We start from the raw sequence: 6581 nt of genomic DNA on the forward strand, positions 1-6581 counted from the left end.
GGGTGGGGGGCGCCCCCCCTGTCTTCACAGCAACTGAAAGGCGGCCACCGCCACCAGGGTGGGGCCCAGCGCGGCCAGGAAGAGGCCGCCCGCGTTGATGGATTCGTCTTCGAACGCGCCCTTGAGGATGGAGGCGCCTGCCGGGTTGGGTGCGTTGGCGATGATGGTCAGGCCACCGCCCGTCACGGCGCCGGCGACCAGGGCGTACTTGAACGGCTCGCTCAGGCCTGGCACCAGCGAACCCAGGTAGGTCAGTGCGGCGTTGTCGGTGATGGCGGTGAGCGCCGTGGCGCCAAAGTACACGGCCTGTGCGTCCATGCTCAGCAGCAAGGGTTCCAGCCACCATTGTTGCTGGCCGCCCAGCACCACCAGGCCAGCCAGGAAGAAGGCGACCAGCAGCCCTTCTCGCAGGATCAGCGGCGATTGGTAGCGCTCATAGGCCGCCGTGAAGCCCAGGAAGAACATGAACAGGCCCAGGAAGACCGCGGGGTGGTGGGCAAAGACCACGATGCCCGCCAGAAAGGCCAGGTGGATGCCCGTGACCAGCAGGGGAGGGCGGGCTTCGGTCGGGGCCGTGGCGCGAGGCAGGGCTTTGAGCTCTCTGCGGAAGAGGAACACCAGGCCCGCGGCATTGGCCAGCACCGCGACCGCAGCCTTCCAGCCCAGGTGCGTCAGCATGAAGCCGAGGTCCCAGCCCCAGGCCTTGGCGACCATCAGCACGGGGGGCGCTGCGTAAGGGGTGAGGGTGCCGCCAATCGAAACGTTGACGAACAGCACGCCCAGTACGGCGTACTTCAACCGGGTCGAAAGCGGGTGCTGGTAAAGACCATCGCGCAGCAGGAGCGCGGCCAGGGTCATGGCGGCGGGCTCGGTGATGAAGGAGCCCATCAAGGGCACCACCGACAGCACCACCAGCGCAAACGACCAGCCGGCAGGCAACGGGATCAGCCGGGTCAGGAACCGGGTGAGCTGGCCGGCGAGTTGCTGCACCGGCTTGCTGGCCGCCACCACCATGATGGCAAACACGAACAGCGGTTCGGTGAAGTTGCGGGTGTCGAGGTAGTGGGTGGCCGAGTCCTTGCCGGCCACCACGAACATTGAGAGCACCAGCACCAGGGCCCAGAAGCCGAAGACGACCTCGACCTCGCCCAGCAGGTGCCACAGGCCGGCGTGGGCTGGCCGCGTGTGGGCCAGGTGCTCGAAAAATTTGGTCGAGAAGGTGTGCAGCAGGGCCACGGCAAACAGGCCGGCCCCGATCATCTGGAGGGTGCTGGGGTTCATGCCCCGATGCTATCAGGGCACGGTGTGCAAGCCCTCGGTGCCCGATGTGGATGGCCGCATGCGTTATCGTTCGCGCCATGCTGATCCATCCCCAATTCGACCCGATTGCCCTGTCCCTGGGCCCCCTCAAGGTGCACTGGTATGGCCTGACCTACCTCGTGGCCTTTGCCGCCTTTTACGGCCTGGCCGTGAGTCGGGCGCGTCGCGAGCCTTTTGCCAGCCGTGGCTGGACCACACAGGCCGTTGAAGACCTGCTCTTTTTTGGGGTGCTGGGTGTGGTGCTCGGCGGGCGACTGGGCTACGTGCTCTTTTACAAACCCGGCCATTACCTCGCTCACCCGCAAGAGATCCTGGCCGTTTGGCAAGGCGGCATGGCCTTCCACGGCGGCCTGCTCGGCGTGATCGCGGCCCTGGCCTTGTACGCAAGGCGACAGGGCCGACATTTCTTCGAGGTGGCCGATCTGGTGGCGCCATGTGTGCCGGTGGGCCTGGCAGCCGGTCGCATCGGCAACTTCATCAACGGTGAGTTGTGGGGCAGGGCGGCCGATGCCAGCCTGCCGTGGGCCATGGCCTTCCCCCAATCGGGCACCATGATGCCGCGTCACCCCTCTCAGCTCTATCAGTTTGGCCTCGAGGGCATCACCCTCTTCCTGCTGCTGTGGCTTTACGCTCGCCGGCCTCGACCCCAGGGTGCGGTGGCGGGCGCTTTCCTGCTGGGTTATGGCGTGTTCCGCTTCGTGGCCGAATACTTCCGCGAGCCCGACAGTTTCCTGGGGATCCTGGCGCTCAACCTGAGCATGGGGCAATGGCTGTGCGTCCCCATGATCCTCGGTGGCGCCCTGATTTGGGTGGCCGCCAAAAAAAACGCCTTCCGATCGTGAGACCGGAAGGCGTGAAGAGGTCGGTGGAGTTTTCGCGGACCCACTGACCCCCGCTGAGGAAGACCACCTGGCTCTGGCGAATCAGGCGATCACATCATGTCATGCAAGCGGTGTGCCAGACTCCTGCTGCGGTCAGGCGGCCTGCCGGTCGGCAACCCCGTGACGGGTGTAGAGGAAGTCCAGCACGGCCTTGCGGCAGTGGATGTAGGTCGGGTCTTCGGCCAGGGCCACACGGTTGCGCGGGCGGGCCAGGGGCACGCTCAGCACCTCGCCGATGGTGGCGGCGGGGCCATTGGTCATCATCACGATGCGGTCCGAGAGCAGCACGGCCTCGTCCACATCGTGGGTCACCATCACCACGGTCGATTTGGTGCGGGCCACGATCTTCAGCAGTTCGTCCTGCAGGTGGGCGCGGGTCAGGGCGTCCAGGGCACCAAAAGGCTCGTCCATCAGCAGGACCTTGGGTTCCATCGCCAGGGCGCGGGCAATGCCCACACGCTGCTTCATGCCGCCCGAGATCTCGTTGGGGCGCTTCTGGATGGCGTGGCCCATGCCCACCAGCGTCAGCGCATCCAGCGTGCGCTGTTTGATCTGGGCCTTGCTCTCCTTGGCGCCAAACACGCGCTCCACGGCCAGCTCCACGTTTTGATAACAGGTCAGCCAGGGCAGCAGCGAGTGGTTCTGGAACACCACGGCGCGTTCCGGGCCGGGGCCTGCGATTTCACGGTTGTCGCAGATCAGGCCGCCCTCGGTGGGCGTGATCAGGCCGGCAATCAGGTTCAGCAAGGTCGATTTGCCGCAGCCAGAGTGCCCGATCAGGGCGATGAACTCGCCTTTGTCGATGCCCAGGTTGATCTCGCGCAGGGCATGGAACTGCCCCTTTTTGGTGTGGAACACCATTTCGGCGTTCTGGATGTCGATGAAATGGGACATGGCAGATTCCTTTTGGTGCGGGTTTATTCGAAGCTGAAACGCTTGGCGACGGCCACCAGGGCGTTCTCCAGCAGGAGGCCCACGATGCCGATCACGAAGATCGCGATGATGATGTGGGCCACATTGAGGTTGTTCCACTCGTCCCAGACCCAGAAGCCGATGCCCACGCCGCCGGTCAGCATCTCGGCTGCGACGATCACCAGCCAGGCCGTGCCCACCGAGAGGCGCACACCCGTCAGCATGTAGGGCAGCACCGAGGGGAACAGGATCTTCTTCACGATGGTCCACTCGCTCAGGTTGAGCACCTTGGCCACGTTCAGGTAGTCCTCGGGCACGCGCTGCACGCCCACGGCCGTGTTGATGATCATGGGCCAGATCGAGCAGATGAAGATCGTCCAGATGGCGGCCGGGTCAGCCGACTTGAACACCAGCAGGCCGATGGGCAGCCAGGCCAGCGGTGACACCGGGCGCAGCAGGCTGATCAGCGGATTCAGCATCGCGCCGATCACCTTCGAGCGACCGATGAGGAAGCCCAGCGGAATGCCGACCAGCGCCGCCAGGCCAAAGCCCACGGCCACCCGCTTGAGCGAGAACAGGATGTTCCAGCCCAGGCCCTGGTCGTTCGGGCCATTGCTGTAGAACGGGTCGGAGAACAGCTTGACCGCCTCCTCCCACGTCGCCAGCGGGGTGGGGAAGGTCGTGCTCTTGAAGGTCAGCATGCCCCAGATGGCGATCAGCAGGGCGATGCCCGCGACCGGCGCCAGGGTCCGCAAGGCCAGGTCGCCCCAATCGGTGGCGATTTTCCGGGAAGGCGCGGGTGCGCTCGGGGTGGCTTGGCTCATGGGGGATGTGGGCTTGGCGGGGGCCGGGTTGCTGGCCTGGGCGGCGCGCAAGGCGTCGCTGGCTTCGGAGGGGCTGTGGAAAACGGCGCTGACCATGGAGGACTCCTTCATTCGGCCTGGATCAGGCCTTGATCTTGAAACCGTCGGCGTACTTCTTCGGGTCCTTGCCGTCCCAGACCACGCCGTCAATCAACTTGCTTGTGCGCATGACGTCCTTGGGCACGCTGATGCCCATGGCGCTCGCGACCGATTTGTACAGGTCGACCTGGTTGATCTGCTTTGCCACGCCCAGGTAGTCGGGGTGGTCTTTCAGCAGGCCCCAGCGCTTGTGCTGGGTCAGGAACCACATGCCATCGGACAGGTACGGGAAGTTGACCTTGCCATCGTTGAAAAACTTCATGTGGTTGGGGTCGTCCCAGGTCTTGCCCAAGCCGTTCTGGTAGCGACCCAGGATGCGTTGGTTGATCGCGTCCACGCTGGTGTTGATGTAGGACTTTTGGGCAACGGTCTCGGCCATCTTCAGCTTGTTTTGCAGGCCTGCATCGATCCAGCGGCTGGCTTCCAGCACGGCCATCATCACGGCACGGGTGGTGTTGGGGTACTTCTTGACGAACTCGGCCGTGCAGCCCAGCACCTTTTCTGGGTGGTCCTGCCAGATGTCCTGAGTGGTGTTGGCGGTGATGCCGATGCCGTCCATGATGGCGCGGTGGTTCCAGGGTTCGCCCACGCAGAAGCCGTCCATGTTGCCCACGCGCATGTTGGCCACCATTTGCGGTGAAGGCACCGTGATGAGTTTGGCGCCCGAGAGTGGGTTGATTCCTGCAGCGGCGAGCCAGTAGTGCATCCACATGGCGTGTGTGCCGGTCGGGAAGGTGCCGGCAAAGGTGTACTCGCGCTTTTCCTTGGCCATCAGTTTGGCCAGCGACGGGCCATCGACTGCACCCTTGTCGGCGAGGGTCTTGGACAGCGTGATGGCCTGACCATTGTTGTTGATGGACATGAGGACGGCCATGTCTTTCTTGGGGCCGCCGATGCCCAGGTGTACGCCGTAGATCAGGCCATAGAGCACATGCGACATGTGCAGGTCGCCATTGACCAGCTTGTCGCGCACGCCGGCCCAGGAGGCCTCCTTGCTGGGGATGATCTTGATGCCGTACTTCTTGTCGAAGCCCAGCACCGAGGCCATCACCACGGAGGCGCAGTCGGTCAGGGGGATGAAGCCGATCTTGACCTCTTCCAGCTCTGGCTTGTCGGAGCCTGCGGCCCAGACGGCGGATTGGAGGCCCGGCACGACGCCCATGGCGCCAGCGGCGGCTGCGGTTTTCAAGATGGCGCGGCGGCTCAGTTTCAGATCCTGCGAGTTCATGGTGCGAAGCGTTCCCGAGTTGAAAAACAAAAAAGGTGTCTGCGCTGAGCCTGCGTAAGGACGCACGGGCTCTGCGAAGACACCTTTGTCGGTTGCCCCGGGCAGCATGGCTGCTCACCCGGGGCCAGCAAGATCGCCGTTGACCTTGCTTTCCTGTGTTGACGCAATGCCCGTGCCAGCTTTTTTTCACCAAGTTGGCGCTGTCTGGTCATCGTTGGCGTCGTTGCGTGGCCTGCAAGTGCCGAGTTGGGCTGAGTTGGGCCATCGGGCGCGCTGTCTTGGTGCGTTGGTGGGTGGGCAGGCAAGCTTGGAGAGGTGCGGATGAAGGTGTCTGTTCGCCCGCTTGGTGTGAGCAACAAACAAGCCCGCCTTCGGTTGGGGAGGAGGGCGGCACTACACTCGCACCATGCCTGACCGTGTTGACCTGCCAGCCGAGCGCCTGATCCTGGGTGTCGAATCTTCCTGTGACGAAACGGGGCTTGCCCTGGTGGCCCTGCCGGCCGACGGCGAGCCCCGCCTGCTGGCCCACGCCCTTCACAGCCAGATCGACATGCACCAGGCCTATGGCGGGGTGGTGCCCGAGTTGGCCTCGCGCGATCACATCCGGCGCGTGGTGCCCCTGGCTCGCCAGGTTCTGGCCGAATCCGGTCGCACCATGGCCGAGGTCGATGTCGTGGCCTACACCAAGGGCCCGGGCCTGGCGGGCGCCTTGCTGGTGGGGGCGGGTGTGGCCTGCGCCTTGGGTGCGGCCCTGAACAAGCCTTTGCTGGGTGTGCACCACTTGGAAGGACACCTGCTGTCGCCCTTCCTGTCCATCGATCCACCTGCCTTTCCCTTTGTGGCCTTGCTGGTGTCCGGTGGCCACACGCAGTTGATGCGTGTGGACGGTGTCGGGCGCTACGAATTGCTGGGTGAGACGGTCGACGACGCGGCCGGCGAGGCCTTCGACAAGTCCGCCAAACTCATGGGCCTGCCGTACCCAGGCGGCCCCCACCTCGCAAAGTTGGCCCAAGGCGGGCGCGATGACGCCTTCGATCTGCCTCGCCCGATGCTGCATTCGGGCAACCTCGATTTCTCCTTCGCCGGCCTGAAGACCGCGGTGCGCACCCACCTTGTGCGCTTGAACCTGCTTGACCAGCCCGAGGCCTTGCAGGACCCGGCGCGACAGGCTGAACTCCGTGACCTGGCGGCATCCACCCAGGCGGCCATCGTCGAGGTACTGGTGGCCAGCGCTTCCAGCCAGTCGATGCGGATCTCGGCGCGGCCCTTGTACTGGTT

General features: G+C 64.6%; 6 protein-coding genes. 2 read left to right on the plus strand and 4 right to left on the minus strand.

All coding sequences use genetic code 11. The features are described 5' to 3' along the window. Window positions 1–24: 24 nt before the first annotated feature. Complete coding sequence (locus tag QZ994_RS07220; RefSeq protein WP_290870280.1) at window positions 25–1281, minus strand: putative Na+/H+ antiporter; 1257 nt, start codon at window positions 1279–1281, stop codon at window positions 25–27. Window positions 1282–1358: 77 nt separating this feature from the next. On the opposite strand from QZ994_RS07220, the gene lgt reads away from it, so the two are divergent. Continuing rightward, window positions 1359–2162, plus strand: coding sequence for a prolipoprotein diacylglyceryl transferase (gene lgt, locus QZ994_RS07225; RefSeq protein ID WP_290870282.1), 804 nt, complete (start codon window positions 1359–1361; stop codon window positions 2160–2162). 132 nt (window positions 2163–2294) lie between these two features. On the opposite strand, the gene QZ994_RS07230 is transcribed toward lgt, so the two are convergent. From QZ994_RS07230 to QZ994_RS07240, 3 genes are read right to left on the minus strand one after another with little or no spacing between them, the layout of a single operon-like run. Next, complete coding sequence (locus QZ994_RS07230) at window positions 2295–3095, minus strand: ABC transporter ATP-binding protein (RefSeq protein ID WP_290870285.1); 801 nt, start codon at window positions 3093–3095, stop codon at window positions 2295–2297. A gap of 23 nt (window positions 3096–3118) precedes the next feature. After that, on the minus strand, window positions 3119–4033 hold the full coding sequence (ntrB, locus tag QZ994_RS07235) for a nitrate ABC transporter permease (RefSeq protein ID WP_290870288.1): 915 nt from the start codon (window positions 4031–4033) through the stop codon (window positions 3119–3121). Window positions 4034–4058: 25 nt separating this feature from the next. Next, window positions 4059–5303, minus strand: coding sequence for a CmpA/NrtA family ABC transporter substrate-binding protein (locus QZ994_RS07240; protein ID WP_290870291.1), 1245 nt, complete (start codon window positions 5301–5303; stop codon window positions 4059–4061). 424 nt (window positions 5304–5727) lie between these two features. Here QZ994_RS07240 and tsaD point away from each other — a divergent pair. Next, on the plus strand, window positions 5728–6581 hold an 854-nt coding region (tsaD, locus tag QZ994_RS07245; RefSeq protein ID WP_290870297.1), incomplete at its 3' end, for a tRNA (adenosine(37)-N6)-threonylcarbamoyltransferase complex transferase subunit TsaD.

It is taken from the genome of Aquabacterium sp., assembly GCF_021768455.1.
Lineage (GTDB): Bacteria > Pseudomonadota > Gammaproteobacteria > Burkholderiales > Burkholderiaceae_C > Aquabacterium.